Origin of the sequence: Aurantimonas sp. Leaf443, from assembly GCF_001425575.1 — a bacterium.
Lineage (GTDB): Bacteria > Pseudomonadota > Alphaproteobacteria > Rhizobiales > Rhizobiaceae > Leaf443.
Window position 1 is genome coordinate 265,424 of the sequence record NZ_LMRD01000006.1, and the last position, 25,137, is coordinate 290,560.

General features: G+C 70.0%; 26 protein-coding genes. 15 read left to right on the plus strand and 11 right to left on the minus strand.

The window, feature by feature from the left end; translation table 11 throughout:
* Positions 1 to 154 precede the first annotated feature (154 nt).
* From ASG48_RS05885 to ASG48_RS05900, 4 genes are all read left to right on the plus strand, one after another.
* Positions 155 to 436, plus strand: coding sequence for a DUF4164 domain-containing protein (locus ASG48_RS05885; protein ID WP_055846635.1), 282 nt, complete (start codon positions 155 to 157; stop codon positions 434 to 436).
* A 17-nt stretch (positions 437 to 453) separates the two neighbouring features.
* Complete coding sequence (locus tag ASG48_RS05890; protein ID WP_055846637.1) at positions 454 to 813, plus strand: cell division protein ZapA; 360 nt, start codon at positions 454 to 456, stop codon at positions 811 to 813.
* Between the two features lie 116 nt (positions 814 to 929).
* Entirely contained in the window at positions 930 to 1,802 is an 873-nt protein-coding gene (locus ASG48_RS05895) for an alpha/beta hydrolase (RefSeq protein WP_055846640.1), read from the plus strand.
* A complete protein-coding gene (locus tag ASG48_RS05900) occupies positions 1,799 to 2,479 on the plus strand; it encodes a GNAT family protein (protein WP_055846644.1) in 681 nt (226 codons plus the stop codon). The genes ASG48_RS05895 and ASG48_RS05900 overlap by 4 nt, the downstream gene beginning before the upstream one ends.
* Before the next feature lie 27 nt (positions 2,480 to 2,506).
* On the opposite strand, the gene ASG48_RS05905 is transcribed toward ASG48_RS05900, so the two are convergent.
* From ASG48_RS05905 to ASG48_RS05915, 3 genes are all read right to left on the minus strand, one after another.
* Positions 2,507 to 2,950, minus strand: coding sequence for a hypothetical protein (locus ASG48_RS05905; RefSeq protein WP_156381469.1), 444 nt, complete (start codon positions 2,948 to 2,950; stop codon positions 2,507 to 2,509).
* A gap of 133 nt (positions 2,951 to 3,083) precedes the next feature.
* On the minus strand, positions 3,084 to 4,106 hold the full coding sequence (locus ASG48_RS05910) for a LacI family DNA-binding transcriptional regulator (protein WP_055846648.1): 1,023 nt from the start codon (positions 4,104 to 4,106) through the stop codon (positions 3,084 to 3,086).
* A 121-nt stretch (positions 4,107 to 4,227) separates the two neighbouring features.
* Positions 4,228 to 4,698, minus strand: coding sequence for a MarR family transcriptional regulator (locus ASG48_RS05915; RefSeq protein ID WP_055846651.1), 471 nt, complete (start codon positions 4,696 to 4,698; stop codon positions 4,228 to 4,230).
* Between the two features lie 170 nt (positions 4,699 to 4,868).
* Here ASG48_RS05915 and ASG48_RS05920 point away from each other — a divergent pair, with 170 nt between their 5' ends.
* Entirely contained in the window at positions 4,869 to 5,663 is a 795-nt protein-coding gene (locus tag ASG48_RS05920) for a creatininase family protein (protein WP_055846653.1), read from the plus strand.
* A 2-nt stretch (positions 5,664 to 5,665) separates the two neighbouring features.
* Here the strand turns inward: ASG48_RS05920 and ASG48_RS05925 are convergent, their stop codons facing one another.
* Both ASG48_RS05925 and ASG48_RS05930 read right to left on the minus strand, forming a co-directional pair.
* Positions 5,666 to 5,902 carry a BrnA antitoxin family protein gene (locus tag ASG48_RS05925; RefSeq protein WP_156381514.1) on the minus strand — a complete coding sequence of 79 codons (237 nt, stop codon included), beginning with the start codon at positions 5,900 to 5,902 and terminating at the stop codon, positions 5,666 to 5,668.
* Entirely contained in the window at positions 5,895 to 6,194 is a 300-nt protein-coding gene (locus ASG48_RS05930) for a BrnT family toxin (protein WP_055846657.1), read from the minus strand. Before ASG48_RS05930 ends, ASG48_RS05925 begins: the two co-directional genes overlap by 8 nt.
* 173 nt (positions 6,195 to 6,367) lie before the next feature.
* Between ASG48_RS05930 and ASG48_RS05935 the strand changes: the two genes are divergently transcribed.
* A complete protein-coding gene (locus tag ASG48_RS05935; protein ID WP_055846660.1) occupies positions 6,368 to 7,501 on the plus strand; it encodes a GTP-binding protein in 1,134 nt (377 codons plus the stop codon).
* The gene (locus tag ASG48_RS05940; protein WP_055846663.1) at positions 7,501 to 8,478 is read left to right on the plus strand and encodes a WD40 repeat domain-containing protein; all 978 of its coding nucleotides are present in this window, start codon (positions 7,501 to 7,503) and stop codon (positions 8,476 to 8,478) included. The genes ASG48_RS05935 and ASG48_RS05940 overlap by 1 nt, the downstream gene beginning before the upstream one ends.
* 64 nt (positions 8,479 to 8,542) lie before the next feature.
* Here ASG48_RS05940 and ASG48_RS18210 read toward each other — a convergent pair whose 3' ends face one another.
* The 3 genes from ASG48_RS18210 to odc2 all read right to left on the minus strand — a co-directional run bounded on the left by ASG48_RS18210 (position 8,543) and on the right by odc2 (position 11,260).
* The gene (locus tag ASG48_RS18210; protein ID WP_156381470.1) at positions 8,543 to 9,223 is read right to left on the minus strand and encodes a hypothetical protein; all 681 of its coding nucleotides are present in this window, start codon (positions 9,221 to 9,223) and stop codon (positions 8,543 to 8,545) included.
* A gap of 149 nt (positions 9,224 to 9,372) precedes the next feature.
* The gene (locus ASG48_RS05945) at positions 9,373 to 9,969 is read right to left on the minus strand and encodes an N-acetyltransferase (RefSeq protein WP_055846665.1); all 597 of its coding nucleotides are present in this window, start codon (positions 9,967 to 9,969) and stop codon (positions 9,373 to 9,375) included.
* A 157-nt stretch (positions 9,970 to 10,126) separates the two neighbouring features.
* Entirely contained in the window at positions 10,127 to 11,260 is a 1,134-nt protein-coding gene (gene odc2 / locus ASG48_RS05950; RefSeq protein ID WP_055846668.1) for an ornithine/lysine decarboxylase, read from the minus strand.
* Between the two features lie 656 nt (positions 11,261 to 11,916).
* Here odc2 and ASG48_RS05955 point away from each other — a divergent pair.
* The 5 genes from ASG48_RS05955 (at position 11,917) to ASG48_RS05975 (ending at position 18,056) form a co-directional block, all read left to right on the plus strand.
* Positions 11,917 to 12,834 carry a LysR family transcriptional regulator gene (locus tag ASG48_RS05955; protein ID WP_055846671.1) on the plus strand — a complete coding sequence of 306 codons (918 nt, stop codon included), beginning with the start codon at positions 11,917 to 11,919 and terminating at the stop codon, positions 12,832 to 12,834.
* A gap of 53 nt (positions 12,835 to 12,887) precedes the next feature.
* On the plus strand, positions 12,888 to 13,406 hold the full coding sequence (locus ASG48_RS05960; RefSeq protein WP_055846674.1) for a L,D-transpeptidase: 519 nt from the start codon (positions 12,888 to 12,890) through the stop codon (positions 13,404 to 13,406).
* A 99-nt stretch (positions 13,407 to 13,505) separates the two neighbouring features.
* Entirely contained in the window at positions 13,506 to 16,193 is a 2,688-nt protein-coding gene (locus ASG48_RS05965; protein WP_055846678.1) for a bifunctional acetate--CoA ligase family protein/GNAT family N-acetyltransferase, read from the plus strand.
* A 100-nt stretch (positions 16,194 to 16,293) separates the two neighbouring features.
* Complete coding sequence (locus ASG48_RS05970; RefSeq protein WP_055847915.1) at positions 16,294 to 16,974, plus strand: DUF1007 family protein; 681 nt, start codon at positions 16,294 to 16,296, stop codon at positions 16,972 to 16,974.
* Positions 16,971 to 18,056, plus strand: coding sequence for a nickel/cobalt transporter (locus tag ASG48_RS05975; protein ID WP_244486779.1), 1,086 nt, complete (start codon positions 16,971 to 16,973; stop codon positions 18,054 to 18,056). Before ASG48_RS05970 ends, ASG48_RS05975 begins: the two co-directional genes overlap by 4 nt.
* Before the next feature lie 4 nt (positions 18,057 to 18,060).
* Here ASG48_RS05975 and ASG48_RS05980 read toward each other — a convergent pair whose 3' ends face one another.
* Positions 18,061 to 18,819: a gamma-glutamyl-gamma-aminobutyrate hydrolase family protein gene (locus ASG48_RS05980; protein WP_055846682.1), complete on the minus strand. Its 759-nt coding sequence runs from the start codon at positions 18,817 to 18,819 to the stop codon at positions 18,061 to 18,063.
* A gap of 230 nt (positions 18,820 to 19,049) precedes the next feature.
* Between ASG48_RS05980 and ASG48_RS05985 the strand changes: the two genes are divergently transcribed.
* The 3 genes from ASG48_RS05985 (at position 19,050) to ASG48_RS05995 (ending at position 22,495) form a co-directional block, all read left to right on the plus strand.
* Positions 19,050 to 20,144: a TRAP transporter substrate-binding protein gene (locus ASG48_RS05985; protein ID WP_055846684.1), complete on the plus strand. Its 1,095-nt coding sequence runs from the start codon at positions 19,050 to 19,052 to the stop codon at positions 20,142 to 20,144.
* 203 nt (positions 20,145 to 20,347) lie between these two features.
* Positions 20,348 to 21,466 carry a TRAP transporter substrate-binding protein gene (locus ASG48_RS05990; protein ID WP_055846687.1) on the plus strand — a complete coding sequence of 373 codons (1,119 nt, stop codon included), beginning with the start codon at positions 20,348 to 20,350 and terminating at the stop codon, positions 21,464 to 21,466.
* A 327-nt stretch (positions 21,467 to 21,793) separates the two neighbouring features.
* Positions 21,794 to 22,495, plus strand: a complete 702-nt coding sequence (locus ASG48_RS05995; protein ID WP_055846690.1) for a hypothetical protein — start codon at positions 21,794 to 21,796, stop codon at positions 22,493 to 22,495.
* A 148-nt stretch (positions 22,496 to 22,643) separates the two neighbouring features.
* On the opposite strand, the gene ASG48_RS06000 is transcribed toward ASG48_RS05995, so the two are convergent.
* Together ASG48_RS06000 and ASG48_RS06005 are read right to left on the minus strand one after the other, a co-directional pair.
* A complete protein-coding gene (locus ASG48_RS06000) occupies positions 22,644 to 24,503 on the minus strand; it encodes a TRAP transporter large permease subunit (RefSeq protein ID WP_156381471.1) in 1,860 nt (619 codons plus the stop codon).
* Positions 24,500 to 25,132, minus strand: coding sequence for a TRAP transporter small permease subunit (locus tag ASG48_RS06005; RefSeq protein WP_055846693.1), 633 nt, complete (start codon positions 25,130 to 25,132; stop codon positions 24,500 to 24,502). The genes ASG48_RS06000 and ASG48_RS06005 overlap by 4 nt, the downstream gene beginning before the upstream one ends.
* Positions 25,133 to 25,137 lie beyond the last annotated feature (5 nt).

Here is a 25,137-nt window from a genome sequence, read left to right on the forward strand (position 1 = left end):
CGCGCCCCGCCTGCGCCCGTCCGTCCGGGCCCGGACGGGCGACCTCGAAGGAGCCGGCGCAAAAAGCGGTTTCCCCGCCGTGCCCCGGCGCTATAAGGGCACGGAGCGCGGGCCGCGACGGTTCGGGCGGGGCAACTCACGGGGAAGGGCCGGCATGCCGACAGACGATCCGGTCAGCGCCGCGCAGATGCGCCTGCGCGCGGCGATCGAGAGGCTGGAGCATGCCGTGGAGGCGCGGCTCGAGCGCGACTCCGTCGTGCGCAACGTCGATGCCGAGATCCAGCGCATGACCGCCGACCGCGCCAAGCTCGCCGGAGCGCTCGACTCGGCCCTGGCGCGCGGCGAACGGCTGGAGAAGATGAACCGCGAGGTCTCCCAGCGCCTCGTCGACGCGATGGAGACCGTGCGCTCGGTCCTCGACCGCCACCGCTCCTGACAGGCTTTAGGAACTCCATGCCCCAGGTCGTCGTCACCATCGATTCCAAAACCTACCGTATGGCCTGCGGCGAGGGAGAAGAGACGCGCCTGACCGCGCTGGCGGCCGAGGTCGACAGGCGCATCGTCGAACTGAAGGAGAGCTTCGGGCAGATCGGCGACCTGCGCCTCGCCGTCATGGCGGCGATCATGACGACGGACGAGCTCGGCGAACTGCGCCGCCGCGTCGACGAGCTGGAGGCGGGCGCGGGCACCGACGCCCGGCGGTCCAGCGAGATGGAGGCCGCGCGCGGCCGCGATGCCGCCCGCTTCTCGCAGAGCCTCGAGGAGGCCGCCGAGGCCCTCGACCGCGTCAGTCGACGCCTCGTCGAAGGGTAGGGCGACGGGCATTGCGGGCATGCCGCACCGTTTCACCGAAGGGTGAGGATACGCGCGGACGCCGTTTGCGGCATGCTGGCGGGCAAGCCGTTCGATTCCCTCTCCCTCCGGGCCCGATGACCGTTCCCTTCCGTCGCCCGTTCCGGGCTCTCGTCGCCGCCGGCCTCGGCCTGTCCCTCACGGCCTGCGTGGCGGCCCTCGACGCGGCGACGCCGAAATCGGGCTACACGGTCGTGGAGGACCTGCGCTACCGGCCGGGCGCGCGCGGCACCTACGATCTCTACGTGCCGCAGGACGCGCGGCCCGACAGTCCCGTCGTCGTCTTCTTCTACGGCGGCAGCTGGGACACGGGCTCGAAGGACATCTACGGCTTTCTCGGCCAGGCGCTCGCCTCGCAGGGCATCGTCGTCGCCGTGCCCGACTACCGGCTCTACCCGCAGGTGACCTTTCCCGGTTTCGTGGAGGACGGCGCCGAGGCCACCGCCGCCGTCGCCGCGCTGGCGGCCGAGGGCGGTTCGGGCGTGCCGGCCGGGCGCCACCGGCTCTATCTCATGGGCCATTCCGCCGGCGCCGAGATCGCCGGTCTGCTCGCGACGGACGCGCGCTATCTGACGAGGCGAGGCCTTTCGCCGGCGCGCCTTTCGGGCTTCGTCGGCCTTGCCGGACCCTACGACTTCCTGCCCCTGACCGAGGCGCGCTACGAGCGCATCTTCCCCGAGGCGGTGCGCGCCGACAGCCAGCCGGTGAACTTCGTCAATGGCGACGAGCCGCCGATGCTGCTGATCGCCGGCGAGGCCGACACGACGGTGAACCCGAAGAACACGCGCTCGCTCGCCGCCAGGGTGACGGCCGAGGGCGGGCAGGCGCGCGTCCTCCTGCGGCCGGGCGTCGACCATGTGGGCGCCGTCACCGCCTTCGCCACCGCCTTGCCGCTGCAGGACCGCACGATCCGCGACGCGGCGATCGCCTTCATCCGGGAGAGCCGATGACCGAGGACCTCAGCCGCTACGAGCGCCGGGCGCTGCCCGGGACGGAGCCGATGCACGGGCGCGCCGTGCGCGTCGAGCCGATCATCGACGAGCGCCATTTTGCGGATCTGGCGCGCGCCTTCGAGGCGGACCCGAGCCGCGGACTCTGGCGCTGGCTGGCCTATGGGCCGTTCGAGGACCGCGCGGCGTTCCTCGCCTTCGCGCGCACGACCTATCTTTCGGCGGACCTGCGGTTCCATGCGATCGTGCCCGAGGCGAGCGGGCGGGCGGAAGGGGTGGCGGCGCTGATGCGCGCGGATGTGGCGAACGGCGTCGTCGAGATCGGGCATGTCTGCCTTTCGCCTGCCCTGCAGGGCACGCGCGCGGCGAGCGAGGCCTTCTATCTCCTGGCGCGGCGCGTCTTCGACGAACTCGGCTACCGGCGCTACGAGTGGAAATGCGACGACGGCAACGCGCCGTCCAAACGCGCCGCAGCACGGCTCGGCTTCACGCCGGAGGGGCTGTTCCGCCAGCATATGATCGTGAAGGGGCGCAACCGCGACACGGCCTGGTTCTCGATCCTCGACGGCGAATGGCCGCGCGTGAAGGCCGGCTTCGAGGCCTGGCTCCAGGACGGGAACTTCGATGCCCAGGGCCGCCAGAAGGAGACGCTTGCCGCCCGGCGCGATCGGGCCTGACGCCGGTGCGAGGCGTCGGCGCGGCGCTCAGCCGCGCGCGGGCACGATCGTGACGAGCGCGTTGTTGGGATAGACCGACTCGAACAGGACGCCGTCGCCGGGAATGAAGCGATAGACGGTGCGCCCGTCCGCATCGGCCATTTCCAGCGAGCCGTCCTCGGCGTTGCGCCACTGCGCGATGCGCTGCAGGTCGGCCGAGCCGGTGCAGTCCGGGCCGACCGGCGCCGGGCTGAACTGCGTTCCGACATGCGTCGGGCGCGCCATCTTGCAGGTGGCCCCGCTCTTCAGGTCGATCAGGCGGATGGCATCGGCGGCGCGCTCGGCGCGCGGCACGACGGTGCCGGTCACCATCTCGTCGAGGACGGTGGCGGCCACGTGGCTCGTCTGCGGCAGGACGGGCGCGCCCTGCAGCTTGGACACGAGCATGGTCGCTGCAAAACCGGCGCAGACGGCGATCGTTGCAAATCTCATGGGGCCGCTCCAATTCATCGGCCTGTATTATCGTCTCGTCATCCTTGCCTGAAGGTTAACGATCCGGCCCGGCATTAGCCGAACCGAAAGGGCTCGCGTCGCTGCCGGGCGTGAAGGAGGCTTGGCGCCGCCTTCACGAGTCGAAGTCGCGATGGCCGCTCGACTGGCGGATCTTCAGTTCGGGCGTGATGAGGATGGTCTCCTCGCCGGCCTCGGCGCCCCGCAGCCGTTCGAGAAGCGCGCCGGCGGCGCGCCGGCCGACCTCGCTCTGGCCGTTGGCGACGGTCGTCAGCGAAGGCGTGGCGATGGCCGCCTCGTCGATGTCGTCGTATCCCGTCACCGCGATGTCGTGGCCGGGGCGAAGGCCGGCGCGGCTGAGGCCGTACATGACGCCGAGCGCCACGAGATCGGAGAAGCAGACGATGGCCGTCGGCCGGTCCTCGATCGCCAGGAACTGCGAGGCCGCGTCGAAGCCCGAATGCCGGTCGCGCGGGCCTTCCAGGCGCCATTGCGGGCGGAATTCGATGCCCCCGCGCTTGAGCGCCGCCAGATAGCCGGCCTCCCGGTCCCGCCCCGTGGAGGTGAACTGCGTGCCGCCGATCATCGCGATGCGCCGATGGCCGCGGGCGATGAGATGGTCCACCGCCAGACCCATCCCGTAGGCGTCGTCGCCGCGAAAGCCGGTGACGCCCGAACCCTCGATGGTGCGCGCGATCAGCGTGACGGGCAGTTCGTTGTCCTCGGCGAGGCGGATGTCGGCGGGCGGCGTGCCGATGGCGGGCGACAGGATGAGACCGTCGGAGCCGAGCTGCAGCATCGTGTCGACGAAGGAGCGCTGCTTGGCGAGGTCGTCGTAGTGGTTGCACAGGATGAAGGTCTGGCGGTGGCGGTCGAGTTCGTCCTCGATCGACTTCAGGATCTCGCCGAAGAACGGATTCATCACGTCGTGCACGCACACGCCGACGATGCCCGACCGCGAGGTGCGCAGCGAGGCGGCGCGGCGGTTGTAGATGTAGCCGGAGAGGCGCGCCTCCTCCTTGATGCGCTCGCGCGTCACCTCCGCGACGAGCGGACTGTCGCGCAGCGCGAGCGACACGGTGGCCGTGGACAGGCCCAGCGCATCGGCGATCGTCGACAGTTTGACCTTCTGCGCCACCCTCAGCCCTGATCCCGCATTCCCGGCGGCACCCTCCTGCACCGCCCTCCCGTCGTTCTATCGCAAAGGACGGCGCTGGACGGAAGTCCTTGCCTGCACACGGCGACTTTCGCGCGCCGGATCATTCGGGCTGGCCGTCGTCCGCGGGCTCGGCGCCCGCGCCGCCGCCGACATTGCGCGCCACGCGCACGAGAAGCTTGCGCAGCGTCTTGCGCTCGCGGTCCGAGAAGCCCTGCATCGCGGTCTTCTCCACCGCCTTCTGCGCCGCGCGCACGCCGTCCACGACGCTGCGGCCCTTCTCGGTAAGGAAGGCGTGGTTCTGCCGCGCGTCGCTGGCCGAGGGCCGTTTTTCGAGAAGCCCCTGCGCGGCGAGGCGCGCGACGGTCTTGGTGACGGTGGGCGGGCGCACGGCCAGATGATCGGCGAGTTCGCGCAGCGACAGGCCGTCCCGCGCGCCGACCGTCAGAAGCACCGCGTCCTGCCCGGGATAGACGTCGAGTTTCGCGAGTTCCGCCGACAGCGCCGTGCGGCAGCTGCGCGCGGTGAGCCCCAGCTCGACGATCGCCGAACGCTTCTTCTTCCTGCCGGCCATCGTCGTCCCGCCTTGTCCCCGCCGGCAGGATGACGAAGCAACCGGGCGATGTCCACCGGGCGCCGCTCGCCTTCGCGCGCGGCCGTGGCCGAAGGCGCGACGCAGCGCCCGCGATGGTCTAGAAGCCCCCGATGCCTTCGCGGGAAGGCGGCGCCTGGAGGGGCATTGCGATGGACCGCTCATTCGAGGAGATGACGAGCCCGGAGCTCGCCGCGGCGCTTTCCGCCGCAAAGGGGCGCGCCGTCGCCATCCTGCCGCTGGCCGCCATCGAGCAGCACGGGCCGCATCTGCCGCTCGGCACCGACGCCTTCCTCGCCGACGCCATGGCGGGCCTTTCGGCCTCGCTCCTGCCGCCCGATCTGCCCGCGACGTTCCTGCCGACGCTGCGGATCGGCAAGTCCGGCGAGCATGCCGACTTTCCCGGCACGCTCGACGCCACCGGCGCCACGCTCTCGGCGCTCATCGTGGAGACGGGCGCCGCGCTCGCGCGGGCCGGCTTCCGGCGGCTCGTCCTCGTCAACGCCCATGGCGGCAACACGCCTGCGATGGACGGCGCCGCGCTCGAGCTGCGCCGGTCCCATCGCATGCTGGTCGCCACCTGCTCCTGGCTGCGCTTCGGCTATCCGGACGGATTGCTGCCGCCCGCCGAGATCGAATCGGGCATCCACGGCGGCGCGGTGGAAACTTCGCTGATGCTGCATTTCAGGCCCGACCTCGTGCGCCGCGCGGCGATCGACGCCTTTCCCTCGCTGCAGGACGAGCTCGGCGCGAGCGCCAAGCGCCTGCGCGCCCACGGGCGCATCGGTTTCGCCTGGACCTCGCGCGACCTCAACCCGCACGGCGTGGTGGGCGACGCGCGGCTGGCGAGCGCCGAGATCGGCCGGGCGATCGCCGGGCATCAGGCGCGCGCTTTCGTCGAGCTGATCGAGGACGTCGCTGCCTTCGACCTCCACCGCCTGCGCTGATCTCAGCCGGCCTTGCGCAGCTGCGCGGCCATGTAGCTCTTCAGGACGGCGTTCATGCGCGTCTGGTAGCCGGGGCCCTGCGCCTTGAACCAGTCGAGCACGTCGGCATCGACCCGCAGGCTGATCGGCGTCTTGGCCTCGGGCATGACGAGCTGCGCATCGCGCCAGAACTCGTCGCCGAGGCTGGGGCCGGGCGGGGCGTCGGGATCGACAGGCGCGATCTCGCCGCGCTCATCCATCGCGAGGATTTCTTCCAGAGACGCGGTCCTGATGAATTTGCCGCTCATCGCGACCTCCCTTCCATGCCGAAATGAGGCGGCGCCTGCCGTTTCGCGGCGTCCAGACGAGAACGAAGCAGTCGTCGCCGACGAGGCCGATGGCGATGAAGCGGGGCTCGCCGTAATCCCTGCGCCGATCCGGCGCCTCGAGCACCTCGCCCTCGAAGATCCGCGCGGCACGAAGGAGATCGACGCCGTGCTTGCGCTCGTTCGACGCCCGTTTGCGCTCGTCCCACTCGAACCCGATCGCCATTCCCTGATCCGCTTCAAGGAGGGAGGCGCTGCCGATTGCCTCGTATCGCGAAAATATGCGATCTGCATATACGCCGCAATCCCCCGTGCAATCCGGCGGCGCGGGGCCTATATCGGGCCCGACTTCGCCGCCGCCTTCACCTGCGGCCGGCCCAAAACCCATGGAGCGTACAGATGTCCGCCGTTCCCGCCTCCGACCAGATCCCCGTCACCGTCCTCACCGGCTATCTCGGCGCCGGCAAGACCACGCTGCTCAACCGCATCCTCTCGGAGGATCACGGGCGCAAATATGCGGTGATCGTCAACGAGTTCGGCGAGATCGGCATCGACAACGACCTGATCGTGGAATCCGACGAGGAGATCTACGAGATGAACAACGGCTGCGTCTGCTGCACGGTGCGCGGCGACCTCGTGCGCGTCGTGGAGGGGCTGACGCGCCGCAAGGGCCGGTTCGACGCCATCATCGTGGAGACGACGGGCCTCGCCGACCCCGTGCCCGTCGCCCAGACCTTCTTCATGGACGAGGACGTGCGCGCCAAGACGCGGCTCGACGCGGTGGTCGCGCTCGTCGACGCCAAGCACCTGCCGCTGCGCCTGAAGGACTCCCGGGAGGCCGAGGACCAGATCGCCTTCGCCGACGTCGTCCTCCTCAACAAGACCGACCTCGTCTCGCCGCAGGAACTGGCCGCCGTCGAGGCGACGGTGCGCGCGATCAACCCGGTCGCCGTCATCCACCGCACCACGCGCGCCGGCATCGACCTGAAGCGCGTGCTCGACCAGGGCGCCTTCGACCTGCAGCGCGTGCTCGAGGGCGACCCGGAGTTCCTCGCCGAGGCGAGCCACGCCCATGACGAGCATGTCTGCGGGCCGGACTGCGACCACGACCATCACCATCATCACGACCATGCCCACGATCACGGGCACGACCACCATGGCCACGACCATCACGGGCACGATCACGACCATCACGCTCACGGCGCTCTCTCGCCGATCCACGACGTGACCGTGACCTCCGTTTCGCTGCGCGGCGGGGAACTCGACCAGGCGAAGTTCTTCCCCTGGATCCAGGCGCTGACGCAGGAGCAGGGGCCGAACATCCTGCGCCTGAAGGGCATTATCGCCTTCGCCGGCGATCCCGACCGCTACGTGGTGCAGGGCGTGCACATGATCGTGGAGGGCGACCACCAGCGCGCCTGGCGCGAGGGCGAGGCGCATGAGAGCCGGCTCGTGATCATCGGGCGCCAGCTCGACGCCGAGGCGCTCGAGATCGAGTTCAAGGCCTGCGCGGCGACGAAGGTCGATGCCTGATGCCGTCGATCGCGGCGTTCGACTTTCCTGACTTCGTCGAGACGGCCCTCTTCCTGAAGGACCAGCCGGTCTTCGCGCTGGCCGACGGCACGGTGCGCCTGCCGGCCGGCGGCGAGCGGGTGGTGGAGGCCCATCGCGGCGGTCTTCTCGCCGCGCGCCTCGACCCGTTCCAGCCGCGCCTTCTCACCTCCGGCGAGGACGGGCGCGTCACCGCCGTGTCGCCGGAGGGCGAGGCGCGGGAACTCGCCTCCGTCGGGCGCAAGTGGATCGACGCCGTGGCCGGCGGGCCGAAGGACACGGTGGGTTTCGCCACCGGCCGCACGGCCCATGTGCGCCTCTCCGACGGCACGCTGCGCACTTTCACGGCCGAGCGCACGGTGGAGGACCTCGTCTTCGCGCCGAAGGGCCTGCGTTTCGCCATCGCGCGCTACGACGGCGCCTCGCTCTATTTCGCCGCGACCGACGCCAGCCCCGTGGAGCTGACATGGAAGGGCGCCCATGTCGGCATCGACTTCTCGCCGGACGGGCGCTTCCTCGTCACCACCATGCAGGAGAACGCCCTGCACGGCTGGCGCGTGGAGGACGGCAAGCACATGAAGATGACCGGCTATCCGGCCAAGGTGAAGGGCTGGTCCTGGTCGGCGAAGGCCAAGTTCCTGGCCACGACCGGCGCGCCCGCCGCCATCCTCTGGCCCTTCTCGGCCAAGGACGGACCGATGGGCAAGGCGCCGCTGGAACTCGGCACGCGCGGCAATTCCATGGTCACGGCCGTCGCCTGCCATCCCTCGGAGGACATGCTGGCCATCGGCTACGAGGACGGGATGATCCTCGCCGTGCGCTTCGCCGATTCCCGCGAGGCGCTCCTGCGACGCGGCGGTTCGAGCGCGGTGCGCACGATGGGCTGGAACGGCAAGGGCGACCTTCTGGCCTTCGGAAGCGAGGGCGGCGAGGGCGGGGTCGTCAATATCGCGGGGTAGGGCGGTCGGCGCGGTCATCGTCCAAGGCTCGCAGCGTCGAAGCCCACTGGACAGGACAGGCTCGTCAGAGACTTCCCGCCAGCGTCATCCCGTAAAGCTTCGTGCAATTGTAGCTGATGGCGTTCGCCTCGACCGGCGTTCGCCCGACACCTGCCACCTGATATCGCTTGTCGGTGATGAGGAAGCCGTTGAAGCGGATGTTTCCCTTCGAGGTCGATGCGAACCCACACACGGCGACGGCCTTCTTGGCATTGATGAAGGCCGCCGTTCCCCGCAGCGAGGCGACAGGGACGCCCAGTTCCTTCGATACGCCGTCCCTGACCAGGCGTTCCTGCGCGGGTGATAGTTTGTAATTGCCGCCTCTCGCTCTAAAATCTTTAGGATTGAGGAAATTGGCGTATGCAGGCAAGATTATCGAATTTTTCGCACAGGTAATGTACGTTCCGAAGACTTCGTTCTGATTTTTGCTGGGCCTCGTGGACCAGTCATTCTTCCGACGGTCCCAGATCGCCAGGAACGGTCGTTTGCCAATATTTCCGCACGCGATCACCGACCGCTGTGCGTCGACGCCGGATGCCACGTTGGAGAGAGTTCCGACGCCGGGATTGACGCTCTTCACCTTGGCTTCCAACCCGGCCAACTGTTCCGATGTCAGTCCGCGAACGCTAGTTCCGGTTTTCGGCACTTGAGACTGCGCTGGCGTGCAGATCACTGCGAACGTCAAGAGGGCAATGAACTTCAGCATCCCAGGCATGTTTTCATCGAGCCCACGCTACAACCTTTCGGATTGTGGAATGGCTTCGCCTCCATGGTCAAGCGTCTCGCCGGGATGACGAGACGCCTGTGCCAGTTCGCGGCGGCAGGCGGTTCAGCGCCGGTTCCGCCGCGCCTAGATCAGGCCGCTCGCGTCAGCGCCACGCCGGTGACCGCCACCGGACCGAGGCGCCGCCCGCACGGAACCACCAGCCCGTTCGCGCCTGCCAGCGCGCCTTTCTTCAGCTCCAGGCCCTGGAAGCGATGGCGCTCGAAGGGGCCGGGCATGGAGAGGTCGGCGGCCTTGTCGGCGGTGAAGCCGAAGCGCTCGTAATAGCCGGGATCGCCGACGAGGAGGACGGCCTCGTGGCCCTGCCAGGCGGCCTCGGCCAGAGCGCGGTGCATCAGCGAGGTGCCGAGGCCGGCGCCCGAAAGCGCGGGGTCGACGGCAAGCGGCCCGAGGAGGAGCGCGGGCACGGGGCGGCCGTCGCGGCGGCCGGCGAAGATCGACCAGAGGCGCACGGTGCCGGCGACGCGCTCGTTCGAGTCGAGCGCGACGAAGGCGAGGCCTTCGGCCGGCAGGCGGCCGCGGCGGATGGCCTCCGACGACTTGCGGGTGCGGCCCGGCCCCATGGCGGCGTCGAGCAGCGCCTCGCGCGCGGCAGCGTGGGCGGGCGCTTCGGCCTTGACGAAGAAGGGCGCGGCGAAGGGAGTGGCGAGCGAAAGTGCGAAGGACATGACTTGACCCCGGTTCCTGCGAGGCGAAGGACATGCGGACCGGGGCGGCCGGCGCGCGGGCGAACACGCCCGGCGCGCAGGGCGCCGGGGCGTCAGTCGGAGAGGGACGGCGTCCCTCGTCGCGATCGTCGTCGCAGATGGGTCGGCGAAAGCCGCATCAGATCACGTAGGACCGGAGCGGCTCGAAGCCGTTGAAGGCGACGGCCGAATAGGTCGTCGTGTAGGCGCCGGTGCCCTCGATCAGCACCTCGTCGCCGACGGTGAGCGAGAGCGGCAGCGGGTAGGGCGTCTTCTCGTAGAGGACGTCCGCCGAGTCGCAGGTCGGGCCGGCGACGACGCAGGGCGCCATCTCGTCGTGGTCGCGCTTGGTGACGAGCGGGTAGCGGATCGCCTCGTCCATCGTCTCAGCGAGACCGCCGAACTTGCCGATGTCGAGATAGACCCAGCGGTTCTCGTCCGTGTCCGACTTCTTCGAGACGAGCACGACCTCGGCCTTGATGACCCCGGCGTCGCCCACCATGCCGCGGCCGGGCTCGATGATCGTCTCCGGCAGCGCGTTGCCGAAATGGCGGCGCAGCGCGGCGAAGATCGAGCGGCCGTAGGCCTGCGCGCTCGGCACGTCCTTCAGGTAGCGGGTCGGGAAGCCGCCGCCCATGTTGACGAGGGTCAGCACGATGCCCTTCTCGGCCAGCGCGTCGAAGACGAACTTGGCGTCGGCGATCGCCGCGTCCCAGGCCTCGGTGTCGGTCTGCTGCGAGCCGACATGGAAGGACACGCCCGTCGCCACGAGGCCGAGCGAGCGGGCATGGGTGAGCACGTCGATCGCCATGGCCGGCACGCAGCCGAACTTGCGCGACAGCGGCCACTCGGCGCCTTCGCCATTGGTCAGGACGCGGCAGAAGACGCGGGCGCCGGGCGCGGCACGGGCGACCTTCTCCACTTCCTCGACGCAATCGACCGCGAAGAGCGACACGCCGAGGGCGTGGGCGCGCGCTACGTCGCGCTCCTTCTTGATCGTGTTGCCGAAGGAGATGCGGGCGGGCGTCGCGCCGGCCTCGAGCGCCATCTCGATCTCGGCGACCGACGCGCAGTCGAAGTTCGAGCCGAGCGAGGCGAGGAGCTTGAGCACCTCGGGCGCCGGGTTCGCCTTCACCGCGTAGAAGATGGACGAGTCCGGCAGCGCCTTGCGGAAGGCGTTGAAGTTGTCGGCGACGATGTCGAGATCGACCACGAGGCAGGGACCGTCGGGACGACGGGTGGCGAGGAAGTCGAGGATGCGCTGCGTGGCCATTGGGCTCTCCCATGACCCGGCCCATGCGGCCGGAAAGGTCGATAGAGGAGCGCACGCGAAGACCCGGTCGGACAGCCGGTGGAGGCCCTGCCCGATCAAGCTCGCGAGACGCGACGATAGCCGATGCGAACGCGACGCGTCCGTCTCGGTTAGTCTGCCATGGCTTGGAGGGCTTGGACCCGCCGCACTTCAGGCAAGGATGGTGTGCCTCTTCAGTATTCCCGGCTTTGGAGACCAGGAGAGACCAGAAAGGCCCGGACCGTCGTTGCTTTGAGGGCGTCCTCGAATCCGCCAGCAGCGGAAACGACTGGATGTGTTAAGTCCAGGTACCGTCCCGGCAACCCTCGCATTCGAGGACCGGGGGACGCCCAAGGGCACGTGCGACTTGGGGCGAGAACGCATCTATGACCGTCCTCCGTCACACGCAAGCCCTTTCTGGGGCATGGGTCGGATTTTCCACGCGGGTCCGACGCAAGTTATTGTTTTGTCTTGAACTAAACCTTGCGCGGAGCTGGCGGAAACACGCGCCCCGCGGCGGTCTGTCCGGCGTCCGGCCCGCAGGCGGCGCGAGGGGCATTTCGCGGCCGGCCTTCAGGGTCTATGCCTGTGCCGGACGCGGCGGGCCGGCGGACGGCCGGGCGGGACTGGAGAGGGGCATGGACACGCTGACGCGCATGCGCGCCTTCATCTCGGTGGTCGAGAACGAGGGCTTTTCGGCCGCCGCGCGCAAGACCGGCCGCTCCAAGGCGCTCCTGTCGAAATACGTGCGCGAGCTGGAGGACGAGCTCGGCGTCCTCCTCATCAACCGCACGACGCGCCAGGTGGCGCTGACGGCGGCGGGCGAGATCTATCTGGCGAGAGCCTCGGCCATCCTCGCCGATCTCGAAAGCCTCAACGAGGAGGCGCGCGAGGCGACGGGCCGGGCGCGCGGCACGATCCGCGTCTCGGCGGCGCGCACCTTCGGCGATGCCGAGCTCGGCCTCAGCCTCGTGGACTTCGCAAAGGCCCATCCCGAGATCTCGCTCGACATCCGGCTCGACGACAATTTCGTCAATCTCGTCGAGGAAGGGTTCGACGTCGCCATCCGCATGACGCGGCTCGCCGACAGTTCCATGATCGCCCGGCGCCTCGCCTCGCTCGACTTCGCCATCGTGGCGAGCCCGGATCTGATCGAGCGGCTGGGACGGCCGACGCATCCCTCGCAGCTCGTCGACTATCCGGCCGTCGTCGATTCCAATGCGCGCATGTTCTCGAACTGGCTCTTCCGCGATCCGGCGACGCGCGAGCCCATCGCGGTGCAGGTGTCCGGGCAGTTCACCGCCAACAGCCCCGTCACGGTGCGCGCCGCCGCCATCGCGGGTCTCGGCCTCGCGCTCTCGCCGAGCTTCGTCGTGCGGGCCGATCTCGAGGCCGGGCGGCTCGTGACGGTGCTGGAGGAGTTCATGCCGGGGGAGGCGGGCATCTACGCCGTCTTCCCGCATCGCCGCCACCTGCCGGCCCGCGTGCGGCTCTTCGTCGATTTCCTCGCCGCCTGGTTCCGCCGCTGCGGCGAGGGTCTCAGCGAGGCGGCCTGACGGCCGCCCTTCGCTTAACCCGTCCTTATCCCTCTTCGGCCACCCTTCCAGCCATGCGCAAATCCCTTCTTCTCGCCTTCGCCCTGTCGGTCGCCTCCGTCCCCGTCCTCGCGGCGACGCCGAAGGCGGCGGGCAGCCGCAGCGAGGTCTCCTTCGCCACCGCCGCCAACGAACCGGGCACGATCGTCATCAAGACGGGCGAGCGCCGGCTCTATCTCGTCACCGGCCCCGGCAAGGCGCTGCGCTACGAGATCGCCGTCGGCAAGCCGAGCGAGCAGTGGTTCGGGCGCAGCTGGGTCTCCAAGAAGCGCCTCGCCCCCGTCTGGATCCCGACACCCTCGATGCGCGAGAGCAATCCGGCGCTGCCGGTCTCGGTGGGTCCGGGGCCGAAGAACCCGCTCGGCGAGCGGGCGATGAATCTGGGCTGGGGCACCTATCGCATCCACGGCACCAACGCGCCGAATTCGATCGGCTCGGCCGCCTCCGCCGGCTGCTTCCGCATGCGCAACGCGGACGTGAAGGACCTGTTCGACCGCGTCCATATCGGCACGCAGGTTCTCGTCCTCGAATAGGGGCGCTGCGCCGTCCCGCTCGCGGCGCGCGGCAGGCGTTCTTGCCGTGGCGGGGCCGGGCGCCATCTGCAGGGCTCGCATCCGACCGGAGCCCGCGCGATGACCATCCGCAATCTCGACGCCCTGTTCCGGCCGAAATCGGTGGCGCTGATCGGGGCCAGCAACCAGGAGCGCTCGGTCGGCGCGGTGATCGCGCGCAATCTCTTCTCGGCCGGGTTCGAGGGGCCGGTCATGCCGGTGAACCCGCACGAGACGGCGATCCGCTCCACGATCGGCTATCGCAGCGTCGCCGATCTGCCGATGGCGCCCGATCTCGCCGTCGTCGCCATTCCCGCCAGGGGCGTGCCGGCGATGATCGGGGAACTCGGCGCCAAGGGCTGCCGGGCGGCCGTGGTCATCTCGGCCGGCTTCCACGAGGCGGGCCTGCGCCAGGCGATGCTCGATGCCGCAAGGCCGCATCTCCTGCGCATCGTCGGGCCGAACTGCATCGGCCTCATGGTGCCGCGCATCGGCCTCAACGCCAGCTTCGCGCATCTGACGCCCAAGGCCGGCGACCTCGCCTTCGTCAGCCAGTCCGGGGCGGTGGCGACCTCGGTCCTCGACTGGGCGGCGGTGCGCGACATCGGCTTCAGCCATGTCGTCTCGGTCGGCGACATGGCCGATGTCGATTTCGGCGACCTCCTCGACTATCTCGCCCTCGACGGGCGCACCCGCGCCATCCTCCTCTATGTCGAGAGCCTGACCAACGCGCGCAAGTTCATGACCGCGGCGCGCATCGCGGCGCGCACCAAGCCGGTCGTCGTCATCAAGGCCGGCCGCAGCGAGGCCGGGGCGCGGGCGGCCGCCACGCATACGGGCGGGCTGGCGGGCGCGGACGCGGTCTACGATGCCGCCTTCCGGCGCGCCGGCATGCTGCGCGTGAAATCGCTGCGCGAACTCTTCGAGGCGGTGGGCACGCTCGCCTCGGGCCTGCGCCCCAAGGGCGAGCGCCTGACCATCGTGACGAATGGCGGTGGCGCCGGCGTGCTGGCCACCGACATGCTCGCCGAATGCGGCGGCACGCTCGCGGCGCTCTCGCCCGAGACCATGGCGCGGCTCGACGCGATGCTGCCCTCCAACTGGTCGCGCGCCAACCCGGTCGATCTCCTCGGCGACGCGCCGGGCGGGCTCTATGCGCGGGCGCTGGAAGTGCTGCTCGACGATCCGAACCAGGATGCCGTCCTCGTCCTCAACTGCCCGCAGGCGGTGGCCGACGGGCTGGAGGCGGCCGAGGCGACGGTGAAGGTGGCCGAGGTGAAGGGCCGGGCGCCCATCCTCACCTCCTGGCTCGGCGAGCGGGCGGCGCGCGCCTCGCGCCGCCTCTTCGCCACGCGCGGCATTCCCACCTACCAGACGCCCGACGAGGCGGTGCGCGCCTTCATGCAGCTCGTCGACTACCGCCGCAACCAGGACCTCCTGATGCAGACGCCGCCCGCGACCGCGCAGGTGCCGGCCGACCTTGCCGCGGCGCGCGCCCTCATCGACGCCGCGCTCGCCCGCGGGCAGACGGTGCTGACCGAGCCCGACGCCAAGGCGCTGCTCTCGGCCTACGGCATCCCCGTCGTGGCCACGCGGATCGCCGCGAACCCGCAGGAGGCGAGCAGCATCGCCGCCGAGATCGGCTTTCCCGTCGCGCTGAAGATCCTGTCGAAGGACATCACCCACAAGTCCGATGTCGGCGGCGTGCAGCTGGAACTGGCGACGGCCGAGGCCGTGCGGGAGGCCGCCGCCCAGATGCTGCGGCGCGTCGCCGACCGCGCGCCGGACGCCGCGATCGAGGGGCTCACGGTGCAGGCGATGGTGCGCCGGCCCCGCGCGCTCGAACTCATCGCCGGCGCCCATACGGACGAGCTCTTCGGGCCGGTGCTCCTGTTCGGGCAGGGCGGCACGGCGGTGGAGGTGATCGCGGACCGGGCCATCGGCCTGCCGCCGCTGAACCTGCCGCTCGCCCACGAGATGATCGCCCGCACGCGCGTGTGCAGACTTCTGAAGGGCTATCGCGACCAGCCGGCGGCCGACATCGAGGCTGTGGCCGGCACGCTGGTGCGCCTCTCCCAGATGCTCGCCGATTTCGACGAGATCGTCGGGCTCGACATCAACCCGCTCCTCGCCGACGCGAAGGGCGTCATCGCGCTCGACGCGCGCGTCGTCGTGGCGCCCGCCACGGCCAAGCGCCGCGCGCGGCTCGCGATCCACCCCTATCCCGACGAGCTGGTGCGCCGCGTGTCCACGCGCGCCGGCGCCTCGTTCCGGCTGCGGCCGATCCGGCCCGAGGACGAGCCGGCGCTCGTGGACATGCTGGAGCGCTGCGATCCCAACGACGTGCGCCTGCGCTTCTTCGCGCCGATCAAGCATATCGGCCACGCCTTCGCCGCGCGGCTGACGCAGATCGACTATGCCCGCGAGATGGCCTTCGTGGCGACGCGCGAGGAGGGGCCGGACGCCCCGATCCTCGGCGCCGCCCGCCTCATCGCCGATCCCGACGACGAGGTGGCCGAGTTCGGCATCATGGTGCGGTCCGACCAGAAGGGGAACGGGCTCGGCTATCTCCTGATGACGGAGATCCTCGCCCATGCCGCGCGGCGCGGCCTGCGGCAGGTCTATGGCGAGGTGCTGGCCGAGAACGTCACCATGCTCGCCATGGCGCGAGAGCTCGGCTTCGTGCAGCGCGTGCCGAAGGAGGATCCCTCGCTGCGCCGCGTCGAGATCGCGATCACGCCGCAGATGGCGACGGGCGCGCCCGCCTGAGGCGCGAGAAGGCGCCGGGTCGGGACTGTCGTTCAAACTTCGGACATGCTTCTCCTGAAAGGGTCTGGCGAACGCTTCGCCCGGAGGGGAAATGACGCACATGTCCCATTTGACGGTCCGCCGGCTGGCGCGAGGCGGTCTCCTCGCCGCGGCGCTGCTCGCGCCCGCCACGGCCTTCGCCCATCCGCACGTCTTCGCCGAGGCCAAGATGGAGATCGTCGGCGCGCCGGACGGGACGCTCGCCGCCGTGCGCAACATCTGGCGCATGGACGAGCTCTTCTCCTCCTCCGTCGTCGTCGATTTCGACAAGAACGCCAACGGGCGGCTGGACGACGACGAACTCGTGGAGGTCGGCGAGACGGTGCGCGAGTCGATCGCGGAGTGGAATTTCTACACGCTCGTCGAATCGGACGGACAGGAGAAGAAGATGGGCGCGCCGGACGAGATCCGCACGCTCTGGGAGAACGGCCAGCTCCTGATGTTCTTCGAGATGAAGCCGGCCGAAGCCGTGCCGCTCGCCGGCCACAAGCTCGTCTTCTCCGCCTTCGACGAGAGCTATTTCGTCGCCTTCGACTTCGCGGCCGAAACGGACTTCCAGCTCGTTTCCATGCCGGCCTCCTGCACGCGCGCCTTCGTCGTCCCCGACGAGGACGAGGCGGCGAAGGACTGGATGAATTCGGTGGCCACGCTCGGGCCCGACCAGACCCTGCCCGACGACGGCATCAACTATTCGCAGGCTCTGGCGACGCGCGCCGAGGTGGCATGTCCCGCCGCCGGTTGAGACCTCTCGCGAGGCCCGGTGCCAAGGCGGCGGCCGGCGCGGTCCTCGTGCTCGCGCTCCTTGCCTGCGGCGAGGCGCTGGCGCGCTCCTCGATCGGCATCGGCTCGGCCGAGGCGCCGGTGCAGCCGAGCGGCGGGCTTCTCGGCCCGCTCTTCACCGAGATCGCCCTTCGCCAGCGCGCCTTCTTCTCCGAATTGCGGGGCGCGCTCGTCGCGCTCAAAAGCAGCGGCGCGGCGCTGCCGGCCCTCGTCTCGCTCTCCTTCGCCTACGGCGTCTTCCACGCGGCGGGGCCCGGCCACGGCAAGGCGGTGATCTCGGCCTATGTCGTGGCGAGCGGCGCCGCGCTGCGGCGCGGCATCCTCCTCTCCTTCGTCTCGGCGCTCCTGCAGGCGGGCTCCGCCTTCGCGCTTGTCGGCCTCGGCTGGTTCGTGCTGCGCGGCACCGGCGTCTCCATGACGACGGTCGGCGACGCGCTGGAGACGGCCTCCTACGCCCTTCTGGCCGCCTTCGGCGGCTGGCTCCTCGCCCGCGCGCTCGCCCGCCGCCTGAAGGGGCGGGGCCTTGCCGCCCTGTCGATGCCGCGCGCGGAAACTCCGGTCGGCGCGCTCGCCTTCGCCGCGCCGCAAGCGGCCCGGGGCGCGCCGATCATGCGGCCCGCCTCCGGCGGCTTCGCGGCGAGCGTGTGCGAGGCCAATGAGGAGGACTGCGGCTGCGGGCGCACCCATATCGTCGATCCCGCGCGCCTTGCCGGGTCTCGGCTCTCGGCGCGGGCGGCGCTCGGGGCCGTCGTCTCGGTGGGCCTGCGGCCCTGTTCGGGCGCGATCGTCGTCCTGACCTTCGCGCTCCTGAACGGGCTCTATCTCGGCGGCGCCCTCTCGGTTCTCGCCATGGCGCTCGGCACGGCCGTCACCGTCTCGGCGATCGCCGCCTTCGCGGTGATGGCGCGCGACGCCGCCCTGAAGGCCGGGCGCGCCGGCCGGGTGGCGCGCGGCGTCGGTGCGGTGCTGGAGGTGGGCGGCGCGCTGGCGCTTCTCCTTCTGGGGCTCGCGCTACTCGGCGGCGCTCTGGCGGCCGGCGGGTGAGCCGTCAGGCCCGTCCCGCGGCATAGGCCCGGCAGGCCGCCTCGAAGGCGCCGAAGATCGCGGCCGAGGCGGCATCGCTCGTCGCCCAGTATTCGGGGTGCCATTGCACGCCGAGCGCGAATGCCCGGGCGTCCTTCACGGACACCGCCTCGACCGTGCCGTCGGGCGCGCGCGCCTCCACGGCGAGGCCTACCGCCAGCTGGTCGATCGCCTGACGATGCAGCGAGTTCACCTCGATCGCGCCGGCGCCCACGATCGCCTCCAGCCGTCCGCCGGGCTCGACGGCGACGGAGTGGCGCAGGCGGAAGCGCTCTTCCTGCGTCGGCAGCGTCTCGGCGCGGTGGTCCATGCGCCCGTCGAGGTCCTGGATCTCGGTGGCGAGCGTGCCGCCGAGCGCGACGTTCAGCTCCTGATGGCCGCGGCAGATGCACAAGGTGGGCAGGCCCATCGCGATCGCCGCGCGGATCAGCGCCTCGGTCAGCGCGTCGCGGTCGGGATCGTAGGGCTCGTGGTCCGGCGTCGGCTCGGCGCCGTAGCGCGCGGGGTGGACGTTCGTCGCCGAGCCGGTGACGAGAAGGCCGTCGACGCGCGACAGGACGGCGCGCACGTCGAACCCGTCCGTCATGGCCGGCACGATCACCGGCACGGCATGGGCCGCCGTCACGAGGGCAGAAAGATAGGTGCTCGGCGCCCCGTGCCAGACATAGTTCTCGAAGCGGCGAAGGTCGGCGGGCACGGCGACGAGGATGGGGGCGGGCGTCATGGGAGGGCTCTTGGGCAGGGCTCTGGGGCGGGGCTCTCGGGGAGCCGCGTTCGCGCCTCTCCGCGATAGGCGAGGGCGCTCGGTTTGTCGACGTCTGACGGCCGGGGAATGTGCCGAAGGCCCGGGTTGCGTTTTGAAGATCGATGCGTACGATCCGCGCCGGGTCAGGGAGGGCAGGATGCCCGCCTCGGCCACGCCGCCGGGAAGAGCGGCTCTTGGGGAGGACTGGAATGGACAGACGCAGGTTCATCGGCGCGGCGGCGACCGGGCTCGCCGCATCGACTCTCGCCGCGCCCGCGGTGGCGCAGGAGAGGGCCAAGACCGTCTGGCGCTGCACGTCCTCCTTCCCCAAATCGGTCGACACGATCTTCGGTGCCTCCGAACTCCTGGCGCGCCTCGTGCGCGAGGCGAGCGACGGAGCCTTCGAGATCCAGCTCTTCGCCGCCGGCGAGATCGTGCCGGGCGGGCAGGTGCTCGACGCCGTCTCCGGCGGCACGGTGGAGATGGGGCACACGGCCAGCTACTACTACTGGGGCAAGAACCCGGCCTTCGCGCTCGGCACCGCCGTGCCTTTCGGTCTCAATGCCCGCCAGCTGAACGCCTGGTTCTACGACGGCGGCGGCAACGCCATGATGAACGATCTCTTCGCCAAGAGCGGCGTCTACGCGCTGCCGGCCGGCAATACCGGCGCCCAGATGGGCGGCTGGTACCGCAAGGAGATCAACACGGTCGAGGACCTCAAGGGTCTCAAGCTGCGCATCGCGGGTCTGGCCGGCAAGGTCGTGGAGAAGCTCGGCGCCGTGCCCCAGCAGATCCCGGCCGGCGACATCTACGCCGCGCTCGAGCGCGGCACGCTGGACGCGACCGAGTTCGTCGGCCCCTATGACGACGAGAAGCTCGGCTTCTACAAGGTGGCGCCCTACTACTACTATCCCGCCTGGTGGGAAGGCGGCGCGGCGCTCCACATGATGTTCAACCTCGAGAAGTGGAATGCGCTGCCCGCCTCGCACAAGGCGATGCTGGAATCGGCCTGCATGGCGATCAACGTCTCCATGCTCGCCTCCTACGACTTCAAGAACCCGGCGGCCCTGCGCCGGCTGGCGGCGAACGGGGCGCAGCTGCGCGCCTTCAGCCCCGAGATCATGGCCGCGAGCTTCACGGCCGCCAAGGAGGTCAATGACGGCCTCGCCGCCTCGAACGCCGACTTCAAGGCGATCTACGACAGCCAGACCGCGTTCAAGCGCGACGCCTTCCTCTGGCAGCAGGTCGCCGAATACACGTTCGACACGTTCATGATGACCCAGCAGCGCGCCGGCGCGATCTGAGGTCATGATCCGGCGGGCGCGTCCGCGCGCCCGGACGGCTCGCGCATCGCGCGGCCCTCGGGAGGCGAGGAGGCCGGGTCATGCGGCGAGGCGAAGGCTTCGAGCGCCCTGCCGCGCCGTGTCCGGGGCAGGGCGCCGATCGACAAGACAGGCATGACGGGCGACCGCCCTCATGCGCCACGCCAAAGGGAGAGGCTGGATCCATGGATCGCCGCAAGTTTCTGACGAACACCACGGTCGGGGCGCTGGGCGCCGCCGGCTCAACGGCGCTCGCCGCGCCCGCCATCGCGCAGACGATGCCGAAGATCCAGTGGCGCTGCACCTCGTCCTTCCCCAAGTCGCTCGACACGATCTATGGCGGCGCCGACGATCTCGCCAAATATGTCCGCGAGGCGACGGACGGCAATTTCGACATCCAGGTCTTCGCCGCCGGCGAGATCGTGCCGGGCCTTCAGGCCGCGGACGCGGTGACCAACGGCACCGTGCAGATGTGCCACACGGCCTCCTACTACTATGTCGGCAAGGACCCGACCTACGCGCTCGGCGCCACCGTGCCCTTCGCGCTCAACGCGCGCGGCCTCCATGCCTGGCTCTATCACGGCGGCGGCGTCGGCCTCCTCAACGAATTTTTCAACACGCAGGGCCTGCACTACATGCCCGGCGGCAACACCGGCACGCAGATGGGCGGCTGGTTCCGACGCGAGATCAACACGCTGGAGGATCTCAAGGGCCTGAAGATGCGCATCGCCGGCCTGGCGGGCCAGGCCATGCAGAAGCTCGGCGTGGTGCCCCAGCAGATCGCGGGCGGCGACATCTATCCCTCGCTGGAAAAGGGCGTCATCGACGCCGCCGAGTGGATCGGCCCCTATGACGACGAGAAGCTCGGCTTCTACAAGGTGGCGCCGTTCTACTACTATCCCGGCTGGTGGGAGGGGAGCCTGGCGCTCTGCTTCTTCGTGAACCAGCAGCAGTACGAGCAGCTTCCCGCCGCCTACAAGAGCCTCCTCGAGACCGCCTCGCGCGCCGCCACGATCGAGATGCTCGCCGAGTACGACTACAAGAATCCGCTCGCGCTCAAGCAGCTCGTCGGCGCCGGCGCCAAGTTGCGGCCCTTCAGCCAGGAGATCATGCAGGCGAGCTTCGAGGCGACCCAGCAGGTCTACGAGGAGATCAACGCCAAGAACGCGCCGTTCAAGAAGATCTACGACTCCATGATCGCCTTCAGGAACGACACCTATCTCTGGCAGCAGGTCGCCGAATACACGTTCGACACGTTCATGATGATCAAGCAGCGCGAAGGGCGTCTCGCCAACAAGGCCTGACGCGGCGCGCCGGAACGCGCGCGCCGTCGCGCGTTCGCAACAGCGCAGGCGAAGGCCCGTTGCCGCAAGGCGGCGGGCCTTCTCGCATCCTCGCCCGCGCCGGGAGAAGGGGTGCCAATCCTTGCCGAAAGCTTAACGCGGCGCGCGGCGTTAACCATTCGTTAACCATGCCGGCGCGATGGTTCTGGCGTTCCCGACGGGGCGGACGGCGCATGCGGCGGACGCTCCATCCCGGCGGGGCCGACCGGACGGCATGACGCCTCTCCCGGTCGAACGCCATTGGGGCCCAGCCGGGAAGCGGCGTCGCCCATGCCCACGAGGACGTCCATGATCCCTGTCATTTCCGTCGGGTCGGTGAAGACCTCTGGCACGACGACGCTCGCCATGACACTGGCCGCCGTCGCGGCGGCCGCCGAGATCCCCGTCGTGCTGATCGACGCCTCGCGCGATCGCGATCTCCTGACCTGGAGCCGCAAGACCATCCTGCCCCCGCGCTTCACCGTGGAGGCGACCCAGAACGAGGAGGAGATGGAGCAGCTGGTGCGCGCCGCGCGGCGCCGGGGCGATGCGGCGATCATCGACGCCGGCTCCTCGGTCGACACGATCCGCATGGCCGCGCGCCTCTCGGACCGCTCGCTCATCCCGGTGCGCTTCTCGCCGGTCTCGGCGGCGGCGGCCCTCCTCACCGATACGATCCTCGGCGCGGAAGCCGATCTCGGCCGCCGCAACCGCACCCGTCTCTTCGTCGCCTCGGCGGTCACCCATATCCCGAGCCGCATCGCGCGCTCGGTGGAGCAGACCGTGCAGCGCAGCTCGACGCCGCGCGCCGGCATCGGCCTCGTGCAGCGCTCGGCCTACGAGGCGCCGTTCCTCTATGGCGGCACGATCTTCACGCTGCCCGTCGAGGTCGCGCCCGGCCTCGACCGCGCGCGGGCGGAGGCGGCCAGCCTTGCCTTCGAGATCGGCATCCTCGGGCGCCGCGAGGAGAGCGCGAGCATCTATGCGGCAGGGCTGCGCGAGGCCGCCTGAGCCCTCGCGCCGGCGCTTCAAGCCTTTCAACGACGAACGCCCCGCGGCAGGCCTGCCGCGGGGCGTTCGCGTTTCCTGCGCTGCGGCCCTCGTCCCGGGCGTCGGGAGCGTCTCGGCCGGGCGCGGGAGGGGCGCCCCTCCCGCAGCCTTAGTTGAAGCTCGGGGGCGTCGAGAGATCGACGGCGCCCGGGGCCGCGGGGGCGGGAGCCGGCGTGCCGGAGGCCGGCGCGTCGAAGTTCAACGGCGGCAGGCCGAGGCTCGGCTGGGCGGGGGCCGCCGGCGCACCGGCCGGGGCCTGGCCGCCGAGGCTCGGCGGCGTACCCGGAAGCCCGAGCGGCGGCAGGCCGAGCGGGTTGTTCGCGCCGCCGCCGGTACCGCCAGTGCCGCCGCCGAGCTCGGGCAGCTGCAGCTGGAAGTTCTCGGTGTCGACCGGCGCGGCGGTCGATTTGTAGCGCATCACCATCTGCGGGAACATGATGGTCAGCGCCACCATGAGGAGCTGGATGCAGACGAAGGGAATGGCGCCCTTGTAGATCTGTCCCGTCGTCACCGGCTCGATGCGCTTGCCCGTGATGCGGTCGAGATAGGGCACCTTGGCCGCCACCGACCGCAGATAGAAGAGCGCGAAGCCGAAGGGCGGATGCATGAACGAGGTCTGCATGTTGATGCCCAGCAGCACGCCGAACCAGATGAGGTCGATCCCCAGCTTGTCGGCCGCCGGCGCCAGCAGCGGCACGATGATGAAGGCGAGCTCGAAGAAGTCGAGGAAGAAGGCGAGCACGAAGACGAGGATGTTGACGACGATCAGGAAGCCCGTCTCGCCGCCCGGCACGGCCGTCAGCAGTTCCTCGACCCAGATATGGCCGTTCACGCCGTAGAAGGTCAGCGAGAAGACGCGAGCGCCGATGAGGATGAAGAGCACGAAGGCCGAGAGCTTCGTCGTCGATTCCATCGCCTGCTTGAGCAGCGACAGCGAGAAGCGGCCCTTGGCGAGCGCCAGGACCAGCGCGCCCACCGCGCCCATCGCCCCGCCCTCCGTCGGCGTCGCGATGCCGAGGAAGATCGTGCCGAGCACGAGGAAGATCAGCGCCAGCGGCGGGATCATCACGATGATGACCTGCTGGGCGAGATAGGAGAGCGGCTTCTTCGGCAGCGCCTTGTTGAGGACGGCGACGGCGTAGACCGCGAGCGTGCCGATCGTCACGCCCCAGATCGAGGCGCCCTGATGGCCGCCGCTCTCGATCCAGGCCGTGGCGGCGTAGGAGATGAGCGCAGCGCCCGCGAGCGCGACGAAGAGCGAGGTCACCCCGCGTCCGAGCGTGCGCGCCTCGGGCGGCAGGGCCGGCGCCGAGTTCGGCCAGATCATCGTGACGATGAAGACGTAGAGGACGTAGAGGCCGGTGAGGACGAGGCCGGGGATCAGCGCGCCCGAATACATATCGCCCACCGAACGGCCCAGCTGGTCGGCGAGGACGATGAGGACGAGCGAGGGCGGGATGATCTGCGCGAGCGTGCCCGAGGCCACGATGACGCCGGAGGCGAGCTTCCGATCGTAGCCGTAGCGCAGCATGATCGGCAGCGAGATGAGGCCCATCGCGATGACCGAGGCCGCGACGACGCCGGTCGTGGCCGCCAGCAGCGCGCCGACGAAGATGACGGCATAGGCGAGACCGCCGCGCAGCGGGCCGAAGAGCTGGCCGATCGTGTCGAGAAGGTCCTCGGCCATCCCCGATCGCTCGAGGATCAGCCCCATGAAGGTGAAGAACGGAATCGCCAGCAGCGTGTCGTTCGCCATGACGCCGCCGAAGAAGCGGTCGGGCAGGGCGCCGAGCAGCGGCCAGAAGAGGTTGATGTTGCCGTTGGAATAGGGCGCGAGTTCCACGCCGACGACGAAGAACAGGAGGCCGTTGGCGGCCAGCGAGAAGGCGACGGGGTAGCCGAGCAGCAGAAAGATCACCAGCGAGGCGAACATGATCGGCGCGAGATTGTGGGCGATGAACTCGATCATTTCGCGTCTCCCTCGCGGCGGGTCGAGGGACCGGTCGGACCGGCCGGGCTCGCCGGCGCGTCGGGCGCCGTCTCCATCATCTCGATCGGGGCGGCGTGCGAGGCCGCCATCGGCGTGTCGTCCTCCATGCCGGCGAAGAGGATCGCGCCGCGCTTGATGAGTTCGGACAGGCCCTGGAAGAAGAGGAGCGTGAAGCCGGCGAGGAGAAGGCCCTTGGCCGGCCAGATGAGGAGCCCGCCCGCGTTCGGCGAGTACTCGTCGCCACGATAGGACTGGATGACGTAGGGCCACAGGAGCCACAGCATCAGCACGCAGAAGGGCAGCAGCATCACGAGATGGCCGAGAAAGTCGATCCAGTCGCGCGTGCGCTTGGACAGCGTCGAGGAGACGATGTCGACGCGGATGTGCTCGTTGACGAGCAGCGTCCAGGCGGCGGCCAGCATGAAGACGGCGCCGAACAGGTACCATTGCAGTTCGAGCCAGGCGTTCGACGAGACGTCGAAGGCCTTGCGCACCACGGCATTGGCGGCGCTGACGAGCACGACGACCAGAATCAGCCACGAGACCGACCGGCCGACGAATGTCGTCACGCGGTCCACGCCGCGCGAGAATCCCAACAGAAATGACATCTTGC

Bases quoted from the DNA above. Each gene is read 5' to 3' on its own strand.
- ASG48_RS05885 (WP_055846635.1), top strand. From the start codon at position 155: ATGCCGACAGACGATCCGGTCAGCGCCGCGCAGATGCGCCTGCGCGCG.
- ASG48_RS05890 (WP_055846637.1), top strand. From the start codon at position 454: ATGCCCCAGGTCGTCGTCACCATCGATTCCAAAACCTACCGTATGGCC.
- ASG48_RS05895 (WP_055846640.1), top strand. From the start codon at position 930: ATGACCGTTCCCTTCCGTCGCCCGTTCCGGGCTCTCGTCGCCGCCGGC.
- ASG48_RS05900 (WP_055846644.1), top strand. From the start codon at position 1,799: ATGACCGAGGACCTCAGCCGCTACGAGCGCCGGGCGCTGCCCGGGACG.
- ASG48_RS05905 (WP_156381469.1), bottom strand. From the start codon at position 2,950: ATGAGATTTGCAACGATCGCCGTCTGCGCCGGTTTTGCAGCGACCATG.
- ASG48_RS05915 (WP_055846651.1), bottom strand. From the start codon at position 4,698: ATGGCCGGCAGGAAGAAGAAGCGTTCGGCGATCGTCGAGCTGGGGCTC.
- ASG48_RS05920 (WP_055846653.1), top strand. From the start codon at position 4,869: ATGGACCGCTCATTCGAGGAGATGACGAGCCCGGAGCTCGCCGCGGCG.
- ASG48_RS05925 (WP_156381514.1), bottom strand. From the start codon at position 5,902: ATGGATGAGCGCGGCGAGATCGCGCCTGTCGATCCCGACGCCCCGCCC.
- ASG48_RS05930 (WP_055846657.1), bottom strand. From the start codon at position 6,194: ATGGCGATCGGGTTCGAGTGGGACGAGCGCAAACGGGCGTCGAACGAG.
- ASG48_RS05935 (WP_055846660.1), top strand. From the start codon at position 6,368: ATGTCCGCCGTTCCCGCCTCCGACCAGATCCCCGTCACCGTCCTCACC.
- ASG48_RS05940 (WP_055846663.1), top strand. From the start codon at position 7,501: ATGCCGTCGATCGCGGCGTTCGACTTTCCTGACTTCGTCGAGACGGCC.
- ASG48_RS18210 (WP_156381470.1), bottom strand. From the start codon at position 9,223: ATGCTGAAGTTCATTGCCCTCTTGACGTTCGCAGTGATCTGCACGCCA.
- ASG48_RS05945 (WP_055846665.1), bottom strand. From the start codon at position 9,969: ATGTCCTTCGCACTTTCGCTCGCCACTCCCTTCGCCGCGCCCTTCTTC.
- odc2 (WP_055846668.1), bottom strand. From the start codon at position 11,260: ATGGCCACGCAGCGCATCCTCGACTTCCTCGCCACCCGTCGTCCCGAC.
- ASG48_RS05955 (WP_055846671.1), top strand. From the start codon at position 11,917: ATGGACACGCTGACGCGCATGCGCGCCTTCATCTCGGTGGTCGAGAAC.
- ASG48_RS05960 (WP_055846674.1), top strand. From the start codon at position 12,888: ATGCGCAAATCCCTTCTTCTCGCCTTCGCCCTGTCGGTCGCCTCCGTC.
- ASG48_RS05965 (WP_055846678.1), top strand. From the start codon at position 13,506: ATGACCATCCGCAATCTCGACGCCCTGTTCCGGCCGAAATCGGTGGCG.
- ASG48_RS05970 (WP_055847915.1), top strand. From the start codon at position 16,294: ATGTCCCATTTGACGGTCCGCCGGCTGGCGCGAGGCGGTCTCCTCGCC.
- ASG48_RS05980 (WP_055846682.1), bottom strand. From the start codon at position 18,819: ATGACGCCCGCCCCCATCCTCGTCGCCGTGCCCGCCGACCTTCGCCGC.
- ASG48_RS05985 (WP_055846684.1), top strand. From the start codon at position 19,050: ATGGACAGACGCAGGTTCATCGGCGCGGCGGCGACCGGGCTCGCCGCA.
- ASG48_RS05990 (WP_055846687.1), top strand. From the start codon at position 20,348: ATGGATCGCCGCAAGTTTCTGACGAACACCACGGTCGGGGCGCTGGGC.
- ASG48_RS05995 (WP_055846690.1), top strand. From the start codon at position 21,794: ATGATCCCTGTCATTTCCGTCGGGTCGGTGAAGACCTCTGGCACGACG.
- ASG48_RS06000 (WP_156381471.1), bottom strand. From the start codon at position 24,503: ATGATCGAGTTCATCGCCCACAATCTCGCGCCGATCATGTTCGCCTCG.
- ASG48_RS06005 (WP_055846693.1), bottom strand. From the start codon at position 25,132: ATGTCATTTCTGTTGGGATTCTCGCGCGGCGTGGACCGCGTGACGACA.